The following is a 22,912-nucleotide window of genomic DNA, read 5'->3' as shown; positions in this document are numbered from 1 at the left end:
GCGTCATGACAACGGAGAAACCCTCTCATGAAGCGCATGCTGTTCAATGCGACGCACCAGGAAGAATTACGCGTCGCTATCGTCGATGGGCAAAAACTCATCGACCTCGACATCGAGACTGCCGGCCGCGAACAACGCAAAGGCAACATCTACAAAGGTGTCATCACCCGGATCGAACCCGGCCTTGAAGCGTGCTTCGTCAACTACGGCGAAGACCGCCACGGCTTTCTTCCCTTCAAGGAAGTGGCCCGCAGCTTCTTCAAGGAAGGCGTCGACGTCCGCACCGCCCGCATCCAGGATGCCCTGCGCGAAGGCCAGGAACTGATCGTCCAGGTCGAAAAAGAAGAACGCGGCAACAAGGGCGCAGCCCTGACCACGTTCATCTCGCTGGCCGGCCGCTATCTGGTCCTGATGCCCAACAACCCCCGTGGCGGTGGCGTTTCGCGCCGCGTCGAGGGCGAAGACCGCCAGGAACTGCGCGACACGATGGAGCAGCTCGAGCTGCCCCAGGGCATGAGCATCATTGCCCGCACCGCCGGTATCGGCCGCAACGTCGAAGAGCTCCAGTGGGACTTGTCCTACCTGTTGCAACTCTGGACGGCCATCGACGGCGCCGCGCGCGACAATTCCGCACCCATCCTGATCTACCTGGAATCCAGCCTGGTCATCCGGGCCATCCGCGATTACTTCTCGCCCGAAATCGGCGAAATCCTGATCGACACGGACGAAATCGCCGACCAGGCGACCGCGTTCATGAGCGTCGTGATGCCGGACAACGTCCAGCGCGTCAAGCGCTACCGCGACGATATCCCGCTGTTCTCGCGCTTCCAGATCGAACACCAGATCGAAACGGCCTACTCGCGCACGGTCACGCTGCCCTCGGGCGGCGCCATCGTCATCGACCACACCGAAGCGCTGGTGTCCGTGGACGTCAACTCGGCCCGCTCCACCCGCGGCGCCGACATCGAGGAAACCGCCCTGCGGACCAACTCGGAAGCCGCCGACGAAGTGGCCCGCCAGTTGCGCTTGCGCGACCTGGGCGGCCTGATCGTCATCGACTTCATCGACATGGAAGACAGCAAGAACCAGCGCGCCGTCGAACAGCGCCTGCGTGATGCCCTCCATTTCGACCGCGCCCGCGTCCAGATGGGCAAGATCTCGCGCTTCGGCCTGATGGAACTGTCGCGCCAGCGCCTGCGTCCGGCCCTGAACGAAGGCTCGCACATCACCTGCCCGCGCTGCAACGGCACCGGCGTGATCCGCGACGCCGAGTCCAGCGCGCTGCACGTCCTGCGCCTGCTGCAGGAAGAAGCCATGAAGGAAAACACCGCGGCGGTCCACGCCCAGGTGCCGGTCGACGTGGCGACCTACCTGCTGAACGAAAAGCGCGCCGACATCACCAAGATGGAAGCCCGCCTGAAGGTCAACCTGATGCTGATCCCCAACAAGCATCTCGAGACCCCGCATCACCACATCGAGCGCCTGCGCCACGATGACCCGCGCCTGGAAGAAGTGAAGACCAGCTTCGAGCTGGTCGAAGCCCCGGCCACCGACGCCCCCTGGCAGCCGCGCGAAAGCGAAATCAAGGCTCGCCCCGAAGCGCTGGTCAAGGGCATCACGCCGTCGCAGCCCGCCCCCGTGTCCACGCCCGCGCCGGCGCCCGCCCCCGTGGCAGCCCAAGCACAGCCGGCCGGCCTCGGCGGCCTGTTCAAGCGCCTGGTCGGCTGGCTGACCGGCAACGCCGAACCCGCCAAGACGGCGCCTGCCGCCCAGGAAGACGCGAGCGCCAAGCGCGCCTCGTCGCCGTCGCGCGGCGGCAAGGGCCGTAGCGGCCACGATGGCCAGGAACGCCGTGGCGAACGTCATGGCTCCGACCGCAACCGCAACCGTCGCGGCGAAGCCCGCACGGAAGGCGCCGAGGGCAGCGAAGGCGGCCGCCACCACATCCGTGGCAACCGTCGCCCTGAAGGCGAACGCGGCGAGCGCCAGGAACGTGGCGAACGCAACAATCGCAACGAGCGTGGCGATCGCGCCGAACGCGACCAGGCCGTGCAGGCCGCGCAAGCATCGAACCGCCCTGACGTCGCCGTGGACGCCAACGGGGATGACGCCGGCGCCGGCCGCAACCGCCGCCGTGGCCGTGGCCGCAACCGCCGCGAAGAAGGCCAGTCCGACGCCCCGATGAGCGAACAGGAAAGCATGGTTGCCGCGCTGGCCCAGACGGTTGCCACCGCCCTGCCTGAAGCCAAGCCGCCCGTCGACGCGTCGGCCGAGCAAGCCGAGGCCGCCGAGCAATCCGCCGATGGCGTCCCCGTTTCCGCCGAAGGCGCCGAAGCCGGTGCCGATCCGGAACGCAAGCGCCGCCGCCGCCGCAGCCGTCGTGGCCGCCGCAGCCAAGAAGAATCTGGCGTGGCAGGCAGCGACGAGCAACTGGACGACGGTTCGGACGACGACGCTGGCGAACAGCCCGACCAAGTGACCGCCGCCCCCGCGCCGGTCGCCGCCCAGGCCGAAGCCCAACCGGCTCCCGTGTACACGCAAGCCGTGCAAGCCGACGCCCAGCCTGACGCCCAACCGGTTCAAGCCCGCCCGGCTGAAACCGCGGCGGTGGCCCAGGCGGAGCCGGCCGCAACGCCGGCCGCTCCGGTCGCCGAGCCTGTGGCCGAGCAGCCCGTGCAGACCACCGCTCCGGTGGTGACGGCGCCCGTGGCTGTCGAGCCTGCCAGCCAGGTTTCCGAAGCGGCAGCGCCCGTCGCTCCGGCCCCCATTGTGGAACCGGTCGTGACCCCGGCCCCTGTTGTGACCGCAGCGCCCGAGGCCGCTCCGGCCCCGGCCGTGGCCACGCCTGCTCCCGTGGCTGCCCCTGTGGCCGCCACGCCTGCGGCGCCGGTCAGCGCCCAACCCATCGTGGTGCCGGCAACCGCTCCGTCCGCCAAGGCCCAGGCCCTGCACGACGTGGTGAACGCCGCCGGCCTGCAATGGGTGGAAACCGACCCCGAGCGCCACGCTCAGACGCAAGTGCGCATCGCTGCCGCGCACACGCCGGTCCGCCTGGGCCGCGAGCGCAAGCCGGTGGCCGCCGTCTCGAACGAACCGCTGGTTCAGGTCGAAACCCGCCACTAAGCCGCCCCGCGCGAGCAAAAGCCCCCATCTTGCGATGGGGGCTTTTTTATGCGCCGCATTTTCAGGCGCCGATTCGGCGGGCCGAAAAAAAACCCTCGCTGCCGAGGGTTCTCTTGATGCCGATGGGGTAAGGATCAGAACTGGTAGGTGTAGGTCAGCTGAACCGTGTCCAGGCCCGGGTTCGGGCGCTTGATGCTGGCATTGGAGAAGTGCGAATAGCGCACGCCGATACGGTTGTTCGGGGTCAGGAGGAAACCCAGGCCGACGTGGTCGCCGAACTGGAAGGCCGTGCTGATGTTCTCGTTGGCAAAACGGGTGCTGGAGAACACCGTGGCGCCGATACCGGCTTCGAGGTAGAAGCGATCGCCGGTCCACCAGCGGAACATCGGGATGGCGTTCAGTTGCCAGACGTGGCCCGGCGAGCGGCCGCTATTGGCCCACCAGTACGACGCGCCGAATTCGGGGGTCAGGTCCAGACGCCCCCAGTTGCCGCCGAACTGGTACGTCCAGATCGACGGGGTTTCGTAGTTCAGGGTGAAACGTTGGTAGTGGTCACCAATGCCATAGTGGGCGCTTACGCCGCCCTGGGTACCCTCGGACGACTGCGCGCTGGCAAAGGTAGCGACGCCGGCCAGGGCCAAACCGACAAGGCGCGTGAGCATTTTCTTCTTCGTCGACTGCATTGGGAGGAACTCCGTATTTATTGGGACAAGACTCTCGGTCGAATCACGAGATTTTCCGGTACTTCACAACATAGCAAAAACCGGGCCAGAAGGCTCGCAATGTGTCGCAATATGGCAACAATCCGCGCGGAAAACACTGTTCCGCCAACGCGGTGAAATGAGGGCGTCACCCGCCCTCATCGCAGGCAAAGAAAACGCCGCTGGCACACGATGGCGCGAGCGGCGATTGGCAGCAGGCGCACCCAGGACGACAAGACCTGGGCGAGCCGGTGCGGCAGGTCAGGCGGCGGTGACGACGTCAGCCGGCTGGTTGGTCAGCAGCGCCAACAGGCGGGCAATTTCCTCACGCAACTGACGGCGGTCGATCACCATGTCGATGGCGCCCTTTTGCAGCAGGAACTCGGCGCGCTGGAACCCTTCGGGCAACTTTTCACGCACGGTCTGCTCGATCACGCGCGGGCCGGCAAAGCCGATCAGCGCCTTGGGTTCGGCGATGACCACGTCGCCCATGAAGGCGAAGCTGGCCGACACGCCGCCCATGGTGGGGTCGGTCAGGACGCTGATGAAAGGCAGGCCGGCGGCCGACAGGCGCGTCAGCATGGCATTGGTCTTGGCCATCTGCATCAGCGACAGCAGGCTTTCCTGCATGCGCGCCCCGCCCGAGGCGGCCACGCAGATGAAGGGCGTCTTGTTGTCCAGCGCAGCCTGGGCGCCACGCGCGAAGCGCTCGCCCACCACCGAGCCCATGGATCCGCCCATGAATTCGAATTCGAAGCAGGCCAGCGTGGCGGGCACGCCGCGGATCGAGCCGCTGACCACCACCAGCGCGTCGGTTTCACCGGTTTGCTTGACGGCTTCCTGCAGGCGCTCGGGGTACTTGCGGGTGTCTTTGAACTTCAGCGTGTCGACCGAGCGCGTGGTCTGGCCGATCTCGACCCGGCCTTCAAGGTCGAGCAGCGAATCGATACGGGCACGGGCCCCGATGCGCATGTGATGGTCGCACTTGGGGCAGACGTGCAGATTGGCAGCCAGGTCTTCGCTGTACAGCACCGTCTCGCATGACGGGCATTTCACCCACAGGCCTTCAGGCACGCGGCGGGCGCCGCTGTCGCTGGTCTTGTTGATGCGAGGAGGCAGGAGTTTTTCGATCCAGCTCATTGTTGTTTCATCCCGTTAGGAGGTCGCGCCAAGCCGCTCAGGCCGACGCGTTTTGTCGTTTTACTTGATCCAGCGCTTGCCGGATGGTGCGCAGCCAGCCGCTGGCGGCGGCGACTGCAGCGTCGGTTTGCTGGGCCGCGGGGACGTTGGCCACCGCCTGCTCCATGGTTTCAATCAGCTTGCTGCCGATGACGACAGCGTCGGCCACGCCTGCCACGCGCTGGGCGCTTTCGGCATCGCGGATGCCGAAGCCCACGCCGACCGGAATGTCGCGCACGTAGCGACGGATGACGGCCAGACGTTCAGCCACGCTGTCGGTGTTGAGCGAACCGGCACCCGTGACACCCTTGAGCGACACGTAGTAGACGTAACCGCGGGCGACCTTGGCGACGGCCTGGATGCGTTCGTCGGTGGACGTGGGGGCCAGCAGGAAGATCGGAGCGATGCCGTGGCGGCCGAGGACGTCGGCAAACTCCACGATCTCTTCGGGTGGATAGTCGACCACCAGGACACCGTCCACGCCCGCGGCTTCGGCGCGGCGGGCGAATTCGGCCTGGCCCATGCTTTCGATGGGATTGGCGTAGCCCATCAGCACCACGGGGGTGGCCGTGTCCTGCTGGCGGAAGTCGGCGACGAGCTCAAGCACACGAGCCAGGCCCACGCCCTGGGCAATGGCCCGGTCGGCGGCGCGTTGAATCACGGGGCCGTCGGCCATGGGATCGGAAAACGGCACGCCCAACTCAAGGACGTCGGCGCCGGCCTGGACCAGTGCGTGCATCAGCGGCACGGTGGCGGCGGGCGACGGATCGCCTGCCGCAATGTAGGGGATCAGCGCCGCGGCGCGGCCGGATTCGGCGGTGCGCGCAAAGGCGGCGGCGATGCGATCAGAGCGGGTTGTCGTCATGTTAGAGCTCGATACCGGCACGTTCGGCGACGGTATGCATGTCTTTGTCGCCACGGCCCGACAGGTTGACCAGGATGACGGCGTCGCGCGGCAGCGTGGCGGCCATTTTCACGGCCTGGGCAATGGCGTGGGAAGACTCCAGCGCCGGCATGATGCCTTCGATGCGGCAGCAGTCGTGGAAGGCCTTCAAGGCTTCGTCGTCGGTGATGCCGACGTACTCGGCGCGGCCGGAATCCTTGAGCCAGGCGTGCTCGGGGCCGACGCCGGGGTAATCCAGCCCGGCCGAGACCGAATGGGTTTCCTGGACCTGGCCGTCGGCATTCTGCATGACGTAGGTGCGGTTGCCGTGCAGCACGCCGACCTGGCCGGCAGCCAGGGAGGCCGCATGCTTGCCGCTTTCCATGCCCTCGCCCGCCGCCTCGACGCCGATCAGGCGCACGTTTTCGTAGGGGATGTAGGGGTGGAAGATGCCCATGGCGTTGGAACCGCCGCCCACCGCCGCCACGACGTAGTCGGGCTGGCGGCCGATGGCTTCGGGCATCTGCGTCAGGCATTCGTTGCCGATGACGGTCTGGAAGTCGCGCACCATGCGGGGATAGGGGTCAGGACCCGCCACCGTGCCGATGATGTAGAACGTGTTCTCGATGTTGGTGACCCAGTCGCGCATCGCTTCATTGAGCGCGTCTTTCAGGGTGCGCGAACCGGAAGTGACCGGCACGACCTTGGCGCCCAGCAGCTTCATGCGATAGACGTTGGAGGCCTGGCGGCGGATATCTTCGCTGCCCATGTAGACCACGCATTCCATGCCATAGCGGGCGGCCACGGTGGCCGAGGCCACGCCATGCTGGCCGGCGCCGGTTTCGGCGATGACGCGGGGCTTGCCCATGCGCTTGGCCAGCAAGGCCTGGCCGATGCAGTTGTTGACCTTGTGCGCGCCGGTGTGGTTCAGGTCTTCGCGCTTGAACCAGATCTGGGCGCCGCCAACCAGGTCCGACCAACGCCGGGCATGGTAGACGGGGCTGGGACGGCCCACGAAATGCTTGAGTTCGTAGTTGAACTCTTCCAGGAAGGCGGGATCGACACGGTAATGGTCATAGGCCGCACGCAGCTCGTCGAGCGCGTGCATCAGCGTTTCCGCCACGAAAACACCGCCATAAGGGCCGAAATGGCCCTGGGCATCCGGAAAGTCGTAAGGTTTCACCAAGCATCTCCCCCGGTATCGCGGCTGACCACTGCCAGCCGCAAATCCGGTTTGCAACCCGTCATTTTACCTGACGCGGGCGGTGGCGGGGACGCGCCCCGCCGCCGCCCGGCGCCTCAGAGCGACTGCCCCAGGCGGCGCAGGAAGGTTTCGCACGACGCCAGTTGATCCAGCGCGACGAACTCGTTGGGCTTGTGGGCCTGTTCGATATGGCCGGGGCCGCAGACCACCGTAGGAATGCCGATGCCCTGGAACAGGCCGGCTTCGGTGCCGTAGGCCACCTTGCGGGTGGCGCGGTCTTCGGTCAGGGCGCGCACCAGCTGGGTGATGGCAGCTTCCTCGGAAGCTTCCAGGGCGGGCGCGGCCGCGCCCGTCTCGATCTCGATGCTGGCGCCGTCGAATTCGGCCTTCATGCGCGGCAGGAGCTCATCACGCACGTATTTTTCGACTTCTGCCTGGATCTCGTCCGGCTGCATGCCCGGCAGGTTGCGGAATTCGTAGGTGAATTCGCACAGTTCGGGAATGGTGTTGACCGCGATGCCGCCGCGAATCTGGTTGGTGGTCATGGTGGAGAACGGCACGTCGTAGAACTGATCGTACGGGCCGTTGGCCTTGAAGCTGTCGGCCAGGTCGCGGATGCGGCAGATCAGGCGGGCGGCGTATTCGATGGCGTTGCAGCCGCGCGGGGTCAGCGACGAATGGGCCGCCTTGCCGTGCACTTTGCAGCGGAACAGGTTGATGCCCTTGTGCGCCACCACCACCTGCATGCCGGTGGGTTCACCCACCACGCAACCTTCGGGGCGGATACCGCGATCGTGCAGGTCGGCCAGCATGTAGGGCGCGCCGGCGCAGCCGACTTCTTCGTCGTACGAGAACGCCAGGTGGATGGGCTTTTTGCGCGGCATGGCCAGGAATTCCGGCACCAGCGCCAGCGAACCCGCGATGAAGCCCTTCATGTCGCAACTGCCGCGGCCATAGAGCAGGCCGTCCTTTTCGATCAGTTTGAAGGGGTCGGTGGCCCAGTCCTGGCCATCGACCGGCACCACGTCGGTGTGGCCCGACAGCACGATGCCGCCTTGCAGGCCGCCGTCTTGCGCCGGCAGCGTGGCGAACAGGTTGGCCTTGGTGCGCTCCGGATTGTGCGCCAGCCACGCATCGACACCCTGGCCCTTGAGCCAATCGCGGACGGTTTCGATGAGGGCAAGATTGGAATTGCGGCTGGTGGTGTCAAAACCAACCAGCGTCTCCAGCCAGGTGCGCGCGTTCATGTAGCAACTCTCTTGGGGAAAAAGAGAAGTGTAAAGCCAGGACGCCGCGGCGTCCTGGCCCCCATCGGCGAACCAGGGCATAGAATGTCGCCCGTCAAGCAAAAGCCCCCCAAGGAGAAACCGTGCAGCACAAAGCAGTTCCCACGCGCAATATCGTGGCGGCAGTCATCGGCAACGCCCTCGAATGGTATGACTTCCTGGTGTTCGCGTTCATGACGCCGATCATCTCGAAGCTGTTCTTCCCGACGGACCCCAGCGTGCCCGGCAGCGAGCTGAACGCGATCCTGATGACCACGGCGATCTTCGGCGTCGGCTTCTTCATGCGTCCGGTCGGCGGCATCATCCTTGGCATGTATGGCGACAAGAAGGGCCGCAAAGCCGCCATGGTGCTGGTGACCTCGCTGATGGCGGTGTCGATTGCGCTGATCACCGTAGCGCCCACCTACCACGCCGCCGGCATCCTGGCGCCCATCTTCATCCTGATCGCGCGACTGCTGCAGGGCTTTTCGGCCGGCGGTGAATTCGGCACCTCGACGGCCCTGCTGATCGAAATGGCGCCCAACGGCAAGCGCGGCTTCTATGGTTCGTGGCAGATGGCCGGCCAGATGCTGGCCCTGCTGATCGGCGCCGCCTGCGGCACGCTGATCACCGAGTTCTTCACCCAGGAACAGATCGCCGCGTGGGCCTGGCGCCTGCCGTTCGCGTTCGGCCTGGTGATTGTGCCGATCGCGATCTATATCCGCCGCAACATCGACGAAACCGACGCCTTCAAGCAAATGAAGGAAGAAGAGCGCCAGGCCGCCGCACGCGGCGAGGTGCAACGCCTGAGCCTGGTGGACATGGTGCGCACGCACACCCGCGAAACGCTGATCGGCGTGGGCCTGGTGGTGACGGCAACGGTGTCGATCTACATCACCTTCACGTACCTGGTGACCTATTCGACCCAGATCCTGAAACTGCCGCTGAACCAGACCTTCCTGGTGCAGATGGCCGGCGCCGCGCTGATGGTGCTGCTGACGCCGTTCATGGGCGCCTGGTCCGACCGCGTCGGCCGCCGCCCGATCGTGATCGGCTCGCTGATCGGCTACCTGGTGGTGCTGTACCCGCTGTACTACTGGCTGTCGGACGCCCCGTCGATCGCCCGCCTGCTGACGGTGCAGATCGTGGTGTGCTTCTTCGTGTCGGCCTTCTTCGGCGTGTTCAGCACGGTGATGGCCGAGCTGTTCCCGGCACGGGTGCGCTCGGTGGGCCTGTCGCTGGCCTATAACGTGGCTGTGATGATCTTCGGCGGCTTCGCGCAGTTCATCGTGACCTGGTTGATCAAGACCACCGGTTCGCCGATGGCCCCCGCCTACTACGTGATGTTCGGCGTGGCGCTGGGCCTGGTGGCATCGTTCTACATGCGCGACCGCGCGCACGAACGGTTGGATCATTGATACGGCGGCGGGCGCTTCGCAACCTGCGGGTTGCGGGGCGCTGCGACCGGCCAGGGCGATCGGCCTGGCCGGTTCCGACCCGCTAGCGGCGCACCGCCGACGACACGCCCGGCACCTCGGCCAGCGCATCCAGCGCGCGGGCCAGCGATTCGCCGCCGCGCACTTCCACCGTGAACACCATGTGGGCCAGCGACTGCCGGCTCTGCGTGTTCACGCCCACCACGTTCAGGCGCAAGCGCGCAAAGACTTCGGACAGGTCCCGCAAGAGGCCTGAGCGGTCGTGCGCGCGCACGCTGATATCGACGGGGTAGAACGTGTCCGCCGGGGTGTCACCCCATGCCACTTCGATCACCCGTTCGGGCTCGCGCGCGGCCAGCGCCAGGTAACTGTGGCAATCGCTGCGGTGGATCGACACGCCGCGACCGCGGGTGACGAAGCCGGCAATGGCATCGGGCGGCGCGGGGCGGCAGCAGCGCGCCAGCTGCGTGAGCAGCGAGCCCACGCCCACCACCAGCACGCCGCTCTTGCCGCTTTTCTCGGCACTGCCCGCGCTGGCGTGGCGCAAGGCTGCCGGCTGCGGCTCGACGACGGGGGCCGGCGCCTGGAACACGGCGTCGATCTGGCGCAGGCTGAACTCTTCCTTGGCGGCCGCGACGTACAGGTCATCCGCCCGGGCGAAGCCCAGGTTCTGCGCCAGCTGTTCCAGGTTGACGGCGGTCTTGCCCAGCCGTTGCAATTCCTTTTCGACCAGCGCCTGGCCCTGGGTGATGCGCTGCTGCAGTTCGATGGCGTTGAACCACATGCGCACCTTGGCGCGGGCGCGCGGACTGGCCAGGAAGCCCAGTTGCGGATTGAGCCAGTCGCGCGAGGGGCCGCCGGACTTGGCCGAGATGATCTCGACCGTCTGGCCGGTGGCCAGACGCGTCTGCAACGGCACCATCTGGCCGTCGACACGGGCGCCGCGGCAGCGGTGGCCCAGGTCGGTGTGCAAGTGGTAGGCGAAGTCGACCGGGGTGGCGCCGGCGGGCAGTTCGATCACGCGGGCCTGCGGGGTCAGCACGTAGATGCGCTCATCCGACGGCGCGGGCTCGGTGGCCGCATGGCGGCCCTTGCCGCCAGCGCCCCGGCCCGACGCCGGCTTGCCTGCGTCCGGCTTGGCGGCGTCGGCCTTGGCCGAGTCGGCGCCGTCAGCCGCCGGCGCATCGCCGGATTCGACATCGCTGTTCCAGGCGAGCAACTGGCGCATCCAGGCCAGTTGCCGATCGTATTCGCTGGACGCGGCCACCTGGCCGCCCTTGGCGCCGGCCTCTTTGTAGCGCCAGTGCGCAGCCATGCCGTATTCGGCAAACTGATGCATCTCGCGGGTGCGGATCTGCACCTCGAACGGGCGGCCGTCGTCGTCGGCCACCACGGTATGCAGCGACCGGTAGCCGTTGGGCTTGGGCCGCGAAATGTAGTCGTCGAATTCGTTGGACAGCGGCGTCCACATCTCGTGCACCATGCCCAGCGCCGTGTAGCAGGCGCGCACGTCGTCCACGATGATGCGCAGCGCGCGCAGGTCGTACATCTGCGCAAAGTCCAGCCGCTTGACCCGCATCTTGTTCCAGATGCTGTAGATGTGCTTGGGCCGGCCGCTGACTTCGGCCTCGATGCCATGCCTGGCCAGGGCGGCTTGCAGGCGTTCGATGGCGCCGGCAATGAAGGCCTCGCGTTCGACACGCTTTTCTTCGAGCAGGCGCGCGATCTGCTTGTACTTGTCCGGCTGGAGGAAGCGGAACGCAAGGTCTTCCATTTCCCACTTGATCTGCCAGATGCCCAGCCGGTTGGCCAGGGGCGCGTACAGGTCCAGGGTCTCGCGGGCGAAGGCGGTCGAGCACGGGGTCTTGCTTTCGGCGTGCCAGCGCAGGGTCTGCAAGCGGGACGCCAGGCGCATCAGCACGATGCGCAGGTCGGCCGCCATGGCCAGCAGCATCTTGCGCTGCATCTCTTTCTGGCTGCCGCTTTCGGCTTCGGCATCGCTGGCCTGGCGGGCCACCACGCCCAGGCGCAGCAGGGCGCGGGTACCCTGTACCAGCCGGGCGACTTCGGCGCCAAAGGCGGCCGCGACCGGATCGTTGCGCAAGGGGGGCGCCGGCACGGTCAAGTCGGTGGGCAAGGCGGCCAGCAAGGCCGCGGCGCGGGTCGCCGCGTCGGTATGCAGGGCCGCCAGGATGCGCACGACGCCGGCGCCGTGCGAGGCCAGCGGCTCGCCCGTCAGGGCCTGCTGCCCCTCGAAGCGGGGAACCGACCAGGCCACCGCCTGGTCGATAAGCGCAAGGCCGTCGGCGTCGAGGCCTGAACCCGCCTCCTGTCGCCAGGCAGCGTCGAAAGGCAAAGGCGCGTCGGGTACAGGCGGGGTGGACATCGCGGACGTATTGCGGGGCGGGAATGGAAGATTCCGACACTCTACACTAGGGCCTGCTAACACTAAAAGGATCCTCGCATGAGTACCCACATGAGTGGCTATCAAGGCGCGAAGCGCAGTCGTGGCGGCACCACGGCGAGCATTCGCAACGCTGAGAGGCACTCATTTGGGTACTCACCCTTCGGGCAGGCCAGTAATCGGTCGCCAGGCGTCGTTGCGCTCACCTTGCGTGGCACAGCCACGCGGCGGCGACCGCGCCTAGCCTGGCGACCGATTACTGGCCTGTGCGAGGCTCCTTTTAGTGTTAGCAGGCCCTCGGAAACAAGTACGGAAACTCCGGCGGTGCCCGGACATATATAGAAGGAACCCAAGCTTATGTTGCGTTGGCTCAAGGGCCGGGGAGCAAACCCGTCGAAGGTGGCGGAAATGCAGGCCCGGATCGCACCCGACCTCTGGCGGCAGGTGCTGGAAACCCACCCGTTCCTGGCGGCGCTGGATGCCGACGAGACCGCCCAGTTGCTGGCCCGGTCGGCATGGCTGCTAGCCAGCAAGACCCTCAACGGCGCGCAGGGCCTGGAAGTCACCGACTTCATGCGCCTGTCGATCGCGGCCCAGGCCAGCCTGCCGATCCTGAACCTGACGCCCAAGCTGTACGAAGGCTGGGACGAGATCATCGTCTACCCCGCCGGGTTCCGCATCCCGCGCAAGCGCCTGGACGAAGACGGCGTGATGCACGAATACGTCGAGGACGCGGCCGGCGAGGCCTGGGAAGGCGGCCCGCTGGTGCTGTCCTGGGAAGACTCGCAGTTGTCCGAGGGCGGCTTCAATGTGGTGATCCACGAATTCGCGCACAAGCTGGACCTGCAATCGGGCTTTGCCGACGGCATGCCGTCGCTGGCGGCGCACGGCGACCTGAACGCACGTGACTGGCGCCGCATCCTGGACGACAGCCTGGACCGCTTCATTGCCGCGGTGGACGCCGTGGAGGCAGCCATCCCGCACGACGTGGACCCCGAAAGCGAGGCGGCCGACGCCTGGTACGGGCAACTGCCGCTGGACCCGTATGCCGCCACCGACGAGGCCGAATTCTTCGCGGTCAGTTCCGAACATTTCTTCGTCGACCCCTACCCCATGTCCGAAGCCCTGCCCGAGTGGTTCGGCCTGCTGCAGGCCTACTACCGCCAGGACACCTTGAGGCGCTACCCGTGAAGCAGCTGCTGATCGTCTGGCATTCGCGCACCGGCGCGGCCCGGCAGATGGCTGAAGCCGCCGCCCGGGGCGCTGCGGCCGCGGCCACGCTGCTGGAGCAGCCGGACGACCTGGCCGTGATCCTGCGACCCGCGCGCGATGCCACGGTGGACGAGGTGCTGGCCAGCGACGGCTTGCTGTTCTGCGCCCCCGAGAACCTGGCCAGCCTGAGCGGCGAGATGAAGGAATTCTTCGACCGCTGTTACTACGGGGTGCTGGACCGCATTGCGGGCCGGCCGTACGCCTGCCTGGTCAGCGCCGGCAGCGACGGCTCGGGCGCCGCCCGCCAGGTCGAGCGCATCTGCACGGGCTGGCGCTTGCGGGCGGTGGCGGCGCCCCTGATCGTCAACCTGGGCGCACAGACGCCGCAGCAGATATCGGCCCCCAAGACGGTGCCGCAGCCCGACCTGGCGCGCTGCGAAGAGGCCGGCGGCCTCCTGGCCGGCTTGCTGCTGACCGCGGGCTAGCCCCTTGATGGCGCGACCGCTGCGGCCCGCACCGATGCCGCCACCCGCGATGCGCCTGGCGCGGAAACGAAAAAGCCCTCCGGCGCGCCGGAGGGCTTTCGACATGATGCGAGCGCGGTCTTAAGCGACTGCGGCCGTCACGACGATCTCGACCTTGAAGTCGGGATTGGCGAGGCGGGCCTCGACCGTGGCGCGCGGGGGCGAGTTGCCATCGGCAACCCAGGCGTCCCAGGCCTTGTTCATGCCATCGAATTCCTTCATGTTGGCCACGTAGATCTGGGCCATCAGGATCTTGGTCTTGTCGGTGCCGGCTTCGGCCAGCAGGCGGTCGATGGTCGCGAGCACTTGCTCGGTCTGGCCGGTGATGTCCAGCTTGGCATCGTCCGGCACCTGGCCTGCCAGGTACGCGACGCCGTTGTAAACGGCCATGTCCGACAGGCGCTTGGCGACGTGGAAGCGCTTGATGCTGCTCATGAATATTCCCCTAGTGACGAGTTGACGGGTTGGAACAATGCGAATGCCGAACTTTACCCTGCCGCGGCCTCAGGCGGGCGGCAGCTGGAAGACCTGGCGCAGATAGGCCAGGTAGGCCGGATCGTCGCACATGGTCTTTTCGGGCGCGTCGGACACCTTGGCTACCGGTTGGCCGTTGCAGCGGACCATCTTCATGACGATCTGCAGTGGTTCGTGGCCCAGGTCGTTGGTGAGGTTGGTGCCGATGCCGAACGACACCTTGCAGCGGCCGGCGAACTGCCGGGCCAGTTCGATGGCGCGCGGGAAGGTCAGCGAGTCGGAGAACACCAGCGTCTTGGCGCGCGGGTCGACCCGATTCTTGCGGTAGTGCTCGAGCAGCCTTTCGCCCCAGATGAAGGGATCGCCGGAATCGTGGCGCGCGCCGTCGAACAGCTTGCAGAAGTACATGTCGAAATCGCGCAGGAAGGCGTCCATGCCGTAGACGTCGGACAGCGCGATACCCAGGTCGCCGCGGTATTCCTTGGCCCACACCTCCAGGGCGAAGACCTGGGAATCGCGCAGCCGCGGCCCCAGCGCCTGGCAGGCCTGCAGGTATTCGTGGCCCATAGTGCCCAGCGGCAGCACTTCATGCTGCTTGGCCAGGAGCACGTTGCTGGTGCCGGCGAAGTGCGGCCCCATCTGGGCCTTCATGGTGGACACGATTTCCTCGTGCCAGACCTTGGAGAAACGGCGGCGGGTGCCGTATTCGGCCACGCGGAAATCGGCCAGCGCGGGGTCGTCCAGCACCAGGTGCATCTTGGACTGCAGGCGCTTGCGGCCCTCTTCCCAGTCGGGATGCTTGCGGGTGTTGCGGAAATAGACCTCGTTGACGATGGCCAGCACCGGGATCTCGAACAGGATCGTGTGCAGCCACGGCCCCTTGACCTCGATGCTGATCTCGCCGGGCGCATCGCCTTCGGTGATGTGGATGCAGCGTTCCGGCAGGTGGAACAGTTCGAGGAAGTCGACGAAGTCGCTTTTGATAAAGCGCAAATCGCCCAGATATTTAAGTTCGTCGGCGGTGAAGCGCAGCTGGCACAGCTGGTGCACTTCTTCGCGGATTTCGTCCAGATAGGGACGCAGGTTGACGCCCTGCGTGCGGCATTTGTAACGGTACTCGACCTGGGCAGCGGGGAACTGATGCAGCACCACTTGCATCATGCTGAATTTGTACAGATCGGTGTCGAGCAGCGAAGTGATTATCATGGTTGCGCGTATCGTTTCGCGACACCATAGCACGAAGGGACGGCCCGTTCCCCCAATGTGCCACGATGTCAACACGGGTATTCACGGCGGTTTGGCGCCGCATTGGGTAAAATCGGCCCAACAAAACACAAATGCCGCCCGCCCGGAGTTCCTGAATGACCCACGTCGTCACCGAAAACTGTATCAAGTGCAAGTACACCGATTGCGTAGATGTGTGCCCGGTGGACTGTTTTCGTGAGGGTCCCAACTTCCTGGTGATCGACCCCGACGAATGCATCGATTGCGCCGTCTGCATCCCGGAATGCCCGGCCAATGCGATCTACGCCGAAGAAGACGTGCCGCAGGACCAGCTGAACTTCATCGCCCTGAACGCCGAGCTCTCCCCCGAGTTCGCCAGCATCAGCCGCGCCAAGAAGCCGCTGCCCGACGCCGACGAATGGAACGGCAAGCAGGACAAGCTGCAATACCTGGAAAAATAATCCGCGAGCGCGTGGCCCCGCCCGGCCCGCGACGCGTGATGCCCCGATGACCGACGATTCCAAATACACGCGCCAGACCGTCACCCACGTCCACACCTGGGTGCCCGACAAGCTCTTCTCCGTGCGCGTCACGCGCGACGACGCGTATTCCTTCCAGCCGGGCCAGTTCGCCCGGGTCGGCCTGCCCGGCGCTGACGAGCCCGACGGCCCGCCCACCTTGTGGCGCGCCTATTCGATGGTGTCGGCGCCGCAGCAGCCGTGGCTGGAGTTCTATTCCATCGTGGTGCCCGAAGGCCTGTTCAGCCCGCGCATGGCGCGGCTGCAGCCAGGCGACGCGCTGTACGTCGAAAAAGCGCCCTACGGCTTTTTGACGCTGGAACGCTTCGCCCCCGGCGGCGATCTCTGGCTGCTGGCGTCGGGCACCGGCCTGTCGGCCTACCTATCGATCCTGCGCGACCCGGCCGTCTGGCGCGACTATCGCCGCATCATCCTGGTGCATGGCGTGCGCACCGCCGCAGAGCTCGCGTACCGCGACGAAATCGAAGGCTGGCGCCGCGATCCGGCCCTGGCCGAGCAATTCGCCGCCGACCCGCAAAAGCTGGTCTACCTGCCGATCGCCACCCGCGAGGCCCTGCCCGGCATGCCGCAGGCGCGCCTGACCACGCTGATCGCCGACGGCGGCCTGGAACAGCTGGCAGCCCTGCCGCTGGACCCGGAGCACGCCAAGATCATGCTTTGCGGCAACCCAGACATGCTGGCCGACGCCCGCAAGCTGCTGGGCGAGCGCGGCTTCAAGCCGGGCCGCCGTGGCATCCCCGGCAACCTGGCGGTGGAAAACTACTGGTGACTTCCCGCCCGGCCCGGATGCTGGCCTGACCCGTCCGGCCTAGGCCGAAATTCCCCCTTTTGGGGCGATTGCCACCGTCTGGTTCCGCCCTAAACTGGTGCACAAGGGATGACGGGTCGCATTTTTGCAACACAAATGCCGATTTTCGGACGCTTTCGTCAGACGAATTGGAAATACCGTTACTCCCCGGCGCAATAATCGGGGCACACGCACGACCCAGAAGGACTTCCCCAAATGCTGTACCAATTGCACGAAATGCAGCGCGCCTTCCTGACTCCGTTCGCTGCTTTCACGGATGCCGGTTCCCAGCTGTTCTCCAGTCCCTACAGTCCCCTTGCCTACACCCCGATCTCGCGCCAAATGGCCGCGGGGTACGAGCTGATGACGCGCATCGGCAAGGAATACCAGAAACCTGCCTGGAACCTGCCCGCCACCGAGATCAACGGCAAGTCCGTCCGGGTGACCGAATCGGTCGTGCTCGACAAGCCCTTCTGCCGCCTGGTGCACTTTCACCGCGACGTCCGCCAGGCCTCGCAGGCCGACCCGAAGGTGCTGCTGGTGGCGCCCATGTCGGGCCACCACGCCACGCTGCTGCGCGATACCGTGCGCGCCCTGCTGCCGAATCACGACATCTATGTCACCGACTGGATCGACGCCCGCATGGTGCCCCTGTCGGCCGGTCCGTTCCACCTGAACGACTACGTCCGCTACGTGCAGGATTTCATCCGGCACCTGGGCCCCGACGTGCACGTGATCTCGGTCTGCCAGCCCACCGTGCCGGTGCTGGCCGCCGTGTCGCTGATGGCGTCCGCCAATGACCCCTGCCAGCCGCGCAGCATGGTCATGATGGGCGGCCCCATCGATCCGCGCCAGTCGCCCACGCAAGTGAACCGCCTGGCCACCACCAAGCCGTACTCGTGGTTCGAGAACCAGGTCATCCACCCGGTGCCGCCGCGCTACCCGGGGTCGGGCCGCAAGGTCTACCCGGGCTTTCTGCAACACGCCGGATTCATGGCCATGAATCCCGACCGCCACATGAAGTCGCACTACGAGTTCTACCTGGACCTGCTGCGCGGCGACGACAACGACGCCGAAGCGCATCGCCGCTTCTACGACGAATACAACGCGGTGCTGGACATGCCGGCCGAGTTCTACCTGGACACGATCCGCATGGTGTTCCAGGAATTCGCGCTGCCCGGCGGCACCTGGGAGGTCGACGGCCAGCTGGTGCGTCCGGCCGACATCAAGAAGGTCGCGTTGTTCACCATCGAAGGCGAACTGGACGACATCTCCGGCCAGGGCCAGACCCGCGCGGCCATCAAGCTGTGCAAGAACATCCCGGCCGAGCGCAAGTCGCACTACACCGCGCCCAACTGCGGCCACTACGGGATCTTCTCGGGCCGCCGGTGGCGCGAAATGATCTGTCCTAAAATCGCGGAATTCATCCGGCAATCTGCCTGACCGCCTCCGCGCGCCGTATTCCCACGGGGCCCGAGCGGCCCCTTTTCTTTTCATCGCCCGCCATGTCCTGTCGCTCATTAGCCGACCGCATCGATGCCTTGCTGCCTCAGACGCAATGCACCAAGTGCGGTTTTGACGGCTGCCGGCCCTATGCCGACGCCATCGCCCAGGGCACCGCCCCCATCAACCGCTGCCCACCGGGCGGCGACGAAGGCATCGCCGCGCTGGCCGCCCTGCTGGATACGCCGCTGCTGCCGCTGGACCTGACCCGGGGCGAGCCAGGGCCACTGCTGGTCGCCCGCATCGACGAAGCGCACTGCATCGGCTGTACGTTGTGCATCCAGGCCTGTCCGGTCGACGCCATCGTCGGCGCCAACAAGCACATGCACACGGTGCTGGCGGACTGGTGCACGGGCTGCGACCTGTGCGTGGCCCCCTGTCCGGTCGATTGCATCGAGATGGTGCCCGCGGGCCGTGCGTGGACCGCCGAAGACGCCGCCGCCGGCCGTCAACGCCATCGGCACCACCAGGCACGCATCGAGCGCCTGGCCGCCGACAACGCCCGCCTGATGGCCCCGGAGCCGACCCAAGCGCCGGCGCCCGCCGCCGATGCCGCCCAGGACGACGAGCGCAAGCGCGCCGCCATTGAATCCGCGCTGGCCCGCGCCCGGGCCCGCCGCAACGCCCCGCGCCCATGAACGCCGCCAAACGCCGAGAGATCTTCGCCCGCCTGCAGGCGGCCAATCCCCACCCCACCACCGAACTGGAATACGACACGCCGTTCCAGCTGCTGATCGCGGTGCTGCTGTCGGCCCAGGCCACCGACAAGTCGGTGAACCTCGCCACGCGCAAATTCTTCCCGCGCTACGGCACGCCGCAAGCCTTGCTGGCGCTGGGCGAGGAAGGGCTGTCGGACTACATCAAGACGATCGGCCTGTTCCGCACCAAGGCCAAGAATGCGATCGCCACCTGCCGCATCCTGATCGAGCAGCACGGTGGCGAGGTGCCGCAGACGCGAGAGGCGCTCGAGGCCCTGCCGGGCGTGGGCCGCAAGACGGCCAACGTGGTGCTCAATACCGCCTTCGGCCAACCCACCATGGCGGTGGACACGCACATTTTCCGGGTGTCGAACCGCACCGGCATCGCGCCCGGCAAGAACGTGCTGGAAGTCGAGCTCAAGCTCGAGAAATTCGTGCCCCGCGAATATATGCAGGACGCCCATCACTGGCTGATCCTGCAAGGCCGGTACGTCTGCGTGGCGCGCAAACCGAAGTGCCCTCAATGCGGTATTTCCGACCTGTGCGAATTCAAGGCCAAGACACCGGCCTGATCCGGGTATCCGTCAAACGCCGGGCAATATGCGCCCGCACTGCGCTGGGGGCAAAACCGGGTTTTCCCCGATGCGCGCGGTGATGACGGATTGATGACGATCAATGCGAATTTGCTGCAACGCATTGCGTCCGCATACAGGGTTTTCGCCCAATGGATTCGGTAATTGTCCACCACCCGACAATTCACCTTTCCGCACTGCAAAACCTATGACAAACCCTCATGGAATTTTGATCCGGAGGTGCGCATACTCGCCGGCAACTCTTGTAGAAAACCGCGTGAATATGCGGTTTTCAAAACCCCTCGGGGGTCCTGCGCACGACGCCGGGCAGAGTCCACATATAAATACAACGCCGGTGCAGCGGACATGGACGACACGATCCTGGAGACAAAAGGCCTCACCAAGGAATTCCGCGGTTTTGTCGCGGTCAATGGGGTCGATTTGCGTATCAAGCGAGGCGAGATTCATGCCTTGATCGGGCCGAATGGCGCGGGCAAGACCACATGCTTCAACCTGCTGACCAAATTCCTTGCCCCCACCTCGGGGACCATCAAGTTCAACGGCATCGACATCACCGGTGAACGCCCGGCGCAGATCGCGCGGCGCGGGGTGATCCGCTCGTTCCAGATTTCCGCGGTGTTCCCGCACCTGACCGTGCTTGAGAACGTGCGCATCGGGCTGCAGCGCAAGACCGGCCTGTCGTTCCACTTCTGGCGCAGCGACAAGCGGCTGGCCGACCTGAACGAACCGGCACGCGAACTGCTCGAGCAGGTCGACCTGGGCGCGTTTGCCAACGAGACCACGGTGAACCTGCCTTACGGCCGCAAGCGTGCGCTTGAAATCGCCACCACGCTGGCGATGGAACCCGAGCTGATGCTGCTGGACGAACCCACGCAAGGCATGGGCCACGAAGACGTCGACCGCGTCACGCAACTGATCAAGCGCGTCAGCGCCGGCCGCACCATCCTGATGGTCGAACACAACATGAATGTCGTGTCGTCCATCGCCAATACCATTACCGTGCTGGCGCGCGGCGCCGTGCTGGCCGAGGGTTCCTATGCCGAAGTCTCGCGCCATCCGGCCGTGATGCAAGCCTACATGGGCACCACCGACGGCGAACTCCAAGGAGCGCATGCATGAGCACCCCGGCACTGGAAATCTCGGGCCTGCAGGCCTGGTACGGGGAATCGCATATCCTGCACGGCGTGGATATGCGGGTGGGGCAAGGCGAGGTCGTGACGCTGCTGGGCCGCAATGGCGCCGGCCGCACCACCACGCTGCGCGCCATCCTCGGTCTGACCGGTTCCCGCAAGGGCTCGGTGCGCATCCACGGCACCGAAGCCATCGACCTGCCCACCTACAAGATCGCCCACCTGGGCGTGGGTTATTGCCCGGAAGAACGCGGTATCTTCGCCAGCCTGTCCTGCGAAGAAAACCTGCTGCTGCCCCCCGTGGTGGGTTCGCTGGGCGGCGGCATGTCGCTGGCCGAAATCTACGACATGTTCCCCAACCTGCAGGAACGCCGGCATTCGCCCGGCACGCGCCTGTCGGGCGGTGAACAACAGATGCTGGCGGTGGCGCGCATCCTGCGCACCGGCGCCAACCTCTTGCTGCTGGACGAAATCTCGGAAGGCCTGGCCCCCGTCATCGTCCAGGCGCTGGCCCGCATGATCACCGCGCTCAAGCAGCGCGGCTACACCATCGTCATGGTCGAGCAGAATTTCCGCTTCGCGGCGCCGCTGGCCGATCGCTTCTACGTCATGGAGCACGGCCAGATCGTCGAGCATTTCGAGGCGTCGGAACTTTCAGAAAAACAGGACACGCTCAACGAGTTGCTGGGCGTCTAGGGCCTACCGGCCTACATAACCTGTGTCACCCGCCGGGCATCCCGGCACACACACCGAAGGGAAGAGGAGTCATCCCATGAAGCTGCACACCATCACTGCTGCACTGGCCATGGCGGGCCTGGGATTTGCCGCGGTACCCGCCGCGGCGCAAGGCATCTCCGACGATGTCATCCGCATCGGCTTCATCACTGACATGTCGGGCGTGTATTCCGACATCGACGGCAAGGCCGGCCTGGACGCCGTCCGCATGGCCATCGAGGATTTCGGCGGCTCGGTCAACGGCAAGAAGATCGAAGTGCTGTCGGCAGACCACCAGAACAAGGCGGACGTGGCTTCGGCCCGTGCGCGTGAGTGGTTCGACCAGCAGAAGGTCGACGTGATCATCGCCGGCACGAACTCCGCAACCAGCCTGGCAATGGCTGCCGTGGCGGCCGAGAAGAAAAAGCCCTTCATCGCCATCGGCGCCGGCGCGTCCGACCTGACCAACGCGCAATGCTCGCCCTACACCGTGCACTATGCCTACGACACCGTGGCGCTGGCGCGCGGCACCGGTTCGGCGGTGGTGAAGGACGGCGGCAAGAGCTGGTTCTTCCTGACGGCCGACTACGCTTTCGGCCACGCGCTCGAACGCGACACGATGGCGGTGGTGAAAGCCGCCGGCGGCGAGATCAAGGGCCAGGTGCGCGCACCGCTGGGCGCCTCCGACTTCTCGTCGTTCCTGCTGCAGGCGCAAGCGTCCAAGGCGCAGATCCTGGGCATGGCCAACGCGGGCGGCGACACCATCAACACCATCAAGGCCGCCAATGAATTCGGCGTGACCAAGACGATGAAGATGGCCGGCCTGCTGGTGTTCATCAACGATGTGCACTCGCTGGGCCTGGAAGCCACCAAAGGCATGTACCTGACCGACGGCTGGTACTGGGACCAATCCGACGCCTCGCGCGCCTGGGCCAAGAAGTTCGAAGCCAAGGTCGGCCGCAAGCCTTCCATGCTGCAGGCAGGCGACTACTCGTCGGTCACCTTCTACCTGAACGGCGTGAAGGCCACCGGCACCGACGACGCCGACACCCTGATGAAGTGGATGAAGTCCAACAAGATCAACGACTTCTTCACCCAGGGCGGCTACGTGCGCGAAGACGGCCGCATGATTCACGACATGTACCTGATGCAGGTGAAGACGCCGGCCGAATCGAAGGGCCCGTGGGACTACTACAAGGTCGTCGCCACGCTGCCGGGCGACGAGGTCTACACCAAGCTGTCCGAGTCGACCTGCAAGCTGGTCAAGAAGTAAACCCCACTCATGTGACCCCGTGATGCGATCCGGCCCACCCGGCCGG

The 22,912-nt window shown here is 66.0% G+C and carries 20 protein-coding genes; 12 read left to right on the top strand and 8 right to left on the bottom strand.

Features of this window, described 5'->3' with window-relative positions; genetic code table 11:
* Window positions 1-27 precede the first annotated feature (27 nt).
* Window positions 28-3,123: an Rne/Rng family ribonuclease gene (locus tag ACUDP5_RS06500; protein WP_263910482.1), complete on the top strand. Its 3,096-nt coding sequence runs from the start codon at window positions 28-30 to the stop codon at window positions 3,121-3,123.
* A 134-nt stretch (window positions 3,124-3,257) separates the two neighbouring features.
* Here the strand turns inward: ACUDP5_RS06500 and ACUDP5_RS06495 are convergent, their stop codons facing one another.
* The 5 genes from ACUDP5_RS06495 to argE all read right to left on the bottom strand — a co-directional run bounded on the left by ACUDP5_RS06495 (window position 3,258) and on the right by argE (window position 8,337).
* A complete protein-coding gene (locus tag ACUDP5_RS06495) occupies window positions 3,258-3,806 on the bottom strand; it encodes an acyloxyacyl hydrolase (protein WP_263910481.1) in 549 nt (182 codons plus the stop codon).
* Window positions 3,807-4,085: 279 nt separating this feature from the next.
* Window positions 4,086-4,964: an acetyl-CoA carboxylase, carboxyltransferase subunit beta gene (gene accD, locus ACUDP5_RS06490; RefSeq protein ID WP_445658412.1), complete on the bottom strand. Its 879-nt coding sequence runs from the start codon at window positions 4,962-4,964 to the stop codon at window positions 4,086-4,088.
* Window positions 4,965-5,001: 37 nt separating this feature from the next.
* Window positions 5,002-5,868, bottom strand: a complete 867-nt coding sequence (trpA, locus tag ACUDP5_RS06485) for a tryptophan synthase subunit alpha (protein ID WP_263910479.1) — start codon at window positions 5,866-5,868, stop codon at window positions 5,002-5,004.
* Window position 5,869: 1 nt separating this feature from the next.
* Window positions 5,870-7,069 carry a tryptophan synthase subunit beta gene (gene trpB / locus ACUDP5_RS06480; RefSeq protein WP_263910478.1) on the bottom strand — a complete coding sequence of 400 codons (1,200 nt, stop codon included), beginning with the start codon at window positions 7,067-7,069 and terminating at the stop codon, window positions 5,870-5,872.
* A 116-nt stretch (window positions 7,070-7,185) separates the two neighbouring features.
* The gene (gene argE / locus ACUDP5_RS06475; protein ID WP_445658411.1) at window positions 7,186-8,337 is read right to left on the bottom strand and encodes an acetylornithine deacetylase; all 1,152 of its coding nucleotides are present in this window, start codon (window positions 8,335-8,337) and stop codon (window positions 7,186-7,188) included.
* A gap of 122 nt (window positions 8,338-8,459) precedes the next feature.
* On the opposite strand from argE, the gene ACUDP5_RS06470 reads away from it, so the two are divergent.
* Window positions 8,460-9,773, top strand: coding sequence for an MFS transporter (locus ACUDP5_RS06470; protein WP_025137112.1), 1,314 nt, complete (start codon window positions 8,460-8,462; stop codon window positions 9,771-9,773).
* An 82-nt stretch (window positions 9,774-9,855) separates the two neighbouring features.
* Here the strand turns inward: ACUDP5_RS06470 and ACUDP5_RS06465 are convergent, their stop codons facing one another.
* On the bottom strand, window positions 9,856-12,177 hold the full coding sequence (locus ACUDP5_RS06465) for a RelA/SpoT family protein (protein WP_445658410.1): 2,322 nt from the start codon (window positions 12,175-12,177) through the stop codon (window positions 9,856-9,858).
* A 375-nt stretch (window positions 12,178-12,552) separates the two neighbouring features.
* On the opposite strand from ACUDP5_RS06465, the gene ACUDP5_RS06460 reads away from it, so the two are divergent.
* Both ACUDP5_RS06460 and ACUDP5_RS06455 read left to right on the top strand, forming a co-directional pair.
* Window positions 12,553-13,386 (top strand): M90 family metallopeptidase, encoded by an 834-nt coding sequence (locus ACUDP5_RS06460; RefSeq protein ID WP_445658409.1) that lies wholly within the window; start codon window positions 12,553-12,555, stop codon window positions 13,384-13,386.
* Window positions 13,383-13,892: a flavodoxin family protein gene (locus ACUDP5_RS06455; protein ID WP_445658408.1), complete on the top strand. Its 510-nt coding sequence runs from the start codon at window positions 13,383-13,385 to the stop codon at window positions 13,890-13,892. Before ACUDP5_RS06460 ends, ACUDP5_RS06455 begins: the two co-directional genes overlap by 4 nt.
* Window positions 13,893-14,012: 120 nt before the next feature.
* On the opposite strand, the gene ACUDP5_RS06450 is transcribed toward ACUDP5_RS06455, so the two are convergent.
* The gene (locus ACUDP5_RS06450; RefSeq protein WP_025137108.1) at window positions 14,013-14,366 is read right to left on the bottom strand and encodes a RidA family protein; all 354 of its coding nucleotides are present in this window, start codon (window positions 14,364-14,366) and stop codon (window positions 14,013-14,015) included.
* 69 nt (window positions 14,367-14,435) lie between these two features.
* The gene (pncB, locus tag ACUDP5_RS06445; protein WP_445658407.1) at window positions 14,436-15,611 is read right to left on the bottom strand and encodes a nicotinate phosphoribosyltransferase; all 1,176 of its coding nucleotides are present in this window, start codon (window positions 15,609-15,611) and stop codon (window positions 14,436-14,438) included.
* 155 nt (window positions 15,612-15,766) lie between these two features.
* Here pncB and fdxA point away from each other — a divergent pair, with 155 nt between their 5' ends.
* From fdxA to ACUDP5_RS06405, 8 genes are all read left to right on the top strand, one after another.
* On the top strand, window positions 15,767-16,090 hold the full coding sequence (fdxA, locus tag ACUDP5_RS06440; protein ID WP_006389264.1) for a ferredoxin FdxA: 324 nt from the start codon (window positions 15,767-15,769) through the stop codon (window positions 16,088-16,090).
* 46 nt (window positions 16,091-16,136) lie between these two features.
* Window positions 16,137-16,937 carry a ferredoxin--NADP reductase gene (locus ACUDP5_RS06435; protein ID WP_445658406.1) on the top strand — a complete coding sequence of 267 codons (801 nt, stop codon included), beginning with the start codon at window positions 16,137-16,139 and terminating at the stop codon, window positions 16,935-16,937.
* Window positions 16,938-17,171: 234 nt separating this feature from the next.
* Window positions 17,172-18,398 carry a polyhydroxyalkanoate depolymerase gene (locus ACUDP5_RS06430; RefSeq protein WP_263910469.1) on the top strand — a complete coding sequence of 409 codons (1,227 nt, stop codon included), beginning with the start codon at window positions 17,172-17,174 and terminating at the stop codon, window positions 18,396-18,398.
* Between the two features lie 62 nt (window positions 18,399-18,460).
* Entirely contained in the window at window positions 18,461-19,096 is a 636-nt protein-coding gene (rsxB, locus tag ACUDP5_RS06425) for an electron transport complex subunit RsxB (protein ID WP_263910468.1), read from the top strand.
* On the top strand, window positions 19,093-19,728 hold the full coding sequence (nth, locus tag ACUDP5_RS06420) for an endonuclease III (RefSeq protein ID WP_445658405.1): 636 nt from the start codon (window positions 19,093-19,095) through the stop codon (window positions 19,726-19,728). Before rsxB ends, nth begins: the two co-directional genes overlap by 4 nt.
* Before the next feature lie 366 nt (window positions 19,729-20,094).
* Entirely contained in the window at window positions 20,095-20,868 is a 774-nt protein-coding gene (locus ACUDP5_RS06415) for an ABC transporter ATP-binding protein (RefSeq protein WP_263910465.1), read from the top strand.
* Entirely contained in the window at window positions 20,865-21,575 is a 711-nt protein-coding gene (locus ACUDP5_RS06410) for an ABC transporter ATP-binding protein (RefSeq protein WP_054501577.1), read from the top strand. Before ACUDP5_RS06415 ends, ACUDP5_RS06410 begins: the two co-directional genes overlap by 4 nt.
* Before the next feature lie 76 nt (window positions 21,576-21,651).
* Complete coding sequence (locus tag ACUDP5_RS06405; RefSeq protein WP_445658404.1) at window positions 21,652-22,866, top strand: ABC transporter substrate-binding protein; 1,215 nt, start codon at window positions 21,652-21,654, stop codon at window positions 22,864-22,866.
* Window positions 22,867-22,912 lie beyond the last annotated feature (46 nt).

It is taken from the genome of Achromobacter sp. NCFB-sbj8-Ac1-l (genome assembly GCF_052695805.1).
The sequence above is the reverse complement of the archived record's forward strand: the minus strand, read 5'-3'. Positions and strand labels throughout refer to the sequence as shown.

Excerpts from the sequence above, each read along its gene's own strand:
- nth (WP_445658405.1), top strand. The coding sequence starts at position 19,093 with ATGAACGCCGCCAAACGCCGAGAGATCTTCGCCCGCCTGCAGGCGGCC.
- ACUDP5_RS06405 (WP_445658404.1), top strand. The coding sequence starts at position 21,652 with ATGAAGCTGCACACCATCACTGCTGCACTGGCCATGGCGGGCCTGGGA.
- ACUDP5_RS06500 (WP_263910482.1), top strand. The coding sequence starts at position 28 with ATGAAGCGCATGCTGTTCAATGCGACGCACCAGGAAGAATTACGCGTC.
- ACUDP5_RS06495 (WP_263910481.1), bottom strand. The coding sequence starts at position 3,806 with ATGCAGTCGACGAAGAAGAAAATGCTCACGCGCCTTGTCGGTTTGGCC.
- pncB (WP_445658407.1), bottom strand. The coding sequence starts at position 15,611 with ATGATAATCACTTCGCTGCTCGACACCGATCTGTACAAATTCAGCATG.
- fdxA (WP_006389264.1), top strand. The coding sequence starts at position 15,767 with ATGACCCACGTCGTCACCGAAAACTGTATCAAGTGCAAGTACACCGAT.
- ACUDP5_RS06430 (WP_263910469.1), top strand. The coding sequence starts at position 17,172 with ATGCTGTACCAATTGCACGAAATGCAGCGCGCCTTCCTGACTCCGTTC.
- ACUDP5_RS06415 (WP_263910465.1), top strand. The coding sequence starts at position 20,095 with ATGGACGACACGATCCTGGAGACAAAAGGCCTCACCAAGGAATTCCGC.
- argE (WP_445658411.1), bottom strand. The coding sequence starts at position 8,337 with ATGAACGCGCGCACCTGGCTGGAGACGCTGGTTGGTTTTGACACCACC.
- ACUDP5_RS06465 (WP_445658410.1), bottom strand. The coding sequence starts at position 12,177 with ATGTCCACCCCGCCTGTACCCGACGCGCCTTTGCCTTTCGACGCTGCC.
- accD (WP_445658412.1), bottom strand. The coding sequence starts at position 4,964 with ATGAGCTGGATCGAAAAACTCCTGCCTCCTCGCATCAACAAGACCAGC.
- rsxB (WP_263910468.1), top strand. The coding sequence starts at position 18,461 with ATGTCCTGTCGCTCATTAGCCGACCGCATCGATGCCTTGCTGCCTCAG.
- ACUDP5_RS06450 (WP_025137108.1), bottom strand. The coding sequence starts at position 14,366 with ATGAGCAGCATCAAGCGCTTCCACGTCGCCAAGCGCCTGTCGGACATG.
- ACUDP5_RS06460 (WP_445658409.1), top strand. The coding sequence starts at position 12,553 with ATGTTGCGTTGGCTCAAGGGCCGGGGAGCAAACCCGTCGAAGGTGGCG.
- trpA (WP_263910479.1), bottom strand. The coding sequence starts at position 5,868 with ATGACGACAACCCGCTCTGATCGCATCGCCGCCGCCTTTGCGCGCACC.
- ACUDP5_RS06435 (WP_445658406.1), top strand. The coding sequence starts at position 16,137 with ATGACCGACGATTCCAAATACACGCGCCAGACCGTCACCCACGTCCAC.
- ACUDP5_RS06410 (WP_054501577.1), top strand. The coding sequence starts at position 20,865 with ATGAGCACCCCGGCACTGGAAATCTCGGGCCTGCAGGCCTGGTACGGG.